At 62.9% G+C, this 1,121-nt stretch carries 1 protein-coding gene; it reads left to right on the forward strand.

Annotated elements, in window-relative coordinates; translation table 11 throughout:
• The coding region (locus MBENS4_RS23690; protein ID WP_039396899.1) for an IS256 family transposase at window positions 1–1,070 on the forward strand (1,070 nt) is incomplete at its 5' end.
• Between the last annotated feature and the right edge of the window lie 51 nt (window positions 1,071–1,121).

Raw genomic sequence — 1,121 nt, forward strand, 5'->3', positions numbered from 1 at the left:
TGCCTTGCGGATCACGCAGCCCGGAGCGGCTGAACCACCGCAACGGCTACCGCGAGCGCAGTTGGGATACGCGCGCCGGGCGCATCGAACTAGCAATCCCGAAGCTGCGCAAGGGCAGCTACTTCCCGAGCTTCCTGGAGCCGCGCCGCACCGCCGAGAAGGCTTTGGCGGCAGTGATCCAGGAAGCCTATGTCCACGGCGTCTCGACGCGTTCGGTCGACGATCTGGTCAAGGCGATGGGCGCCAGCGGTGTTTCGAAGAGTCAGGTCAGCCGTTTGGTTGCCGAGATCGACGAGCGGGTGAATGCCTTCCTCACGCGACCGATTGAAGGCGAGTGGCCCTATCTATGGATCGACGCCACCTACCTCAAAGTGCGCGAGGGCGGACGGATTGTCTCGACGGCGGCGATAATCGCGGTGGGCGTCAACACCGATGGCCGACGGGAGGTGCTGGGCGTGGCCACCGGCCCATCGGAAGCCGAACCTTTCTGGAAAGCCTTCCTGCGTTCTCTGGCCGACCGAGGCTTGCGCGGTGTGAAGCTGGTCATCGCCGACGATCACAAAGGGCTGCGCGCCGCCGCCAGCAAGGTATTTTCCGCGAGCCAGCAGCGCTGCCGAGTGCACTGGATGCGCAATGCGTTCGCCCATGCCGCGCCGAAACAACGACCCGCTGTCATTGCCATGATCAAGACCATCTTCGCGCAGGAAACGGCTGAGGCAGCGCACCAGCAGTGGGACCAGGTTGCAGATGCCCTGCGCGAGAAGTTCCCAAAGCTGGCCGACATGATGGAGGCATCACGCGAGGACGTGCTCGCCTACATGGCCTTCCCCAAGGATCATTGGGCGCAGATCTCGTCCACCAACCCGCTGGAAAGGGTCAACAAAGAAATCAAGCGGAGGGCCGACGTGATCGGCATATTCCCGAATGACGCTGCCGTCGTTCGTCTCGTCGGAGCGCTCATGCTGGAGCAAAACGATGAGTGGGCCGTATCGCGCCGTTACATGACGCTGGAAACTCTCGGCTCGGTGAGCCATAACCCCATTGTCAGCTTGCCAGCACTGGCCGCCTGACCTGAACCCGATCCTGCCGTAGATCGACGGTTCCTACACCACCCCGTGGGA

The sequence above is a fragment of the Novosphingobium sp. MBES04 genome (assembly GCF_000813185.1).
In the GTDB taxonomy this organism is placed as follows: domain Bacteria; phylum Pseudomonadota; class Alphaproteobacteria; order Sphingomonadales; family Sphingomonadaceae; genus Novosphingobium; species Novosphingobium decolorationis.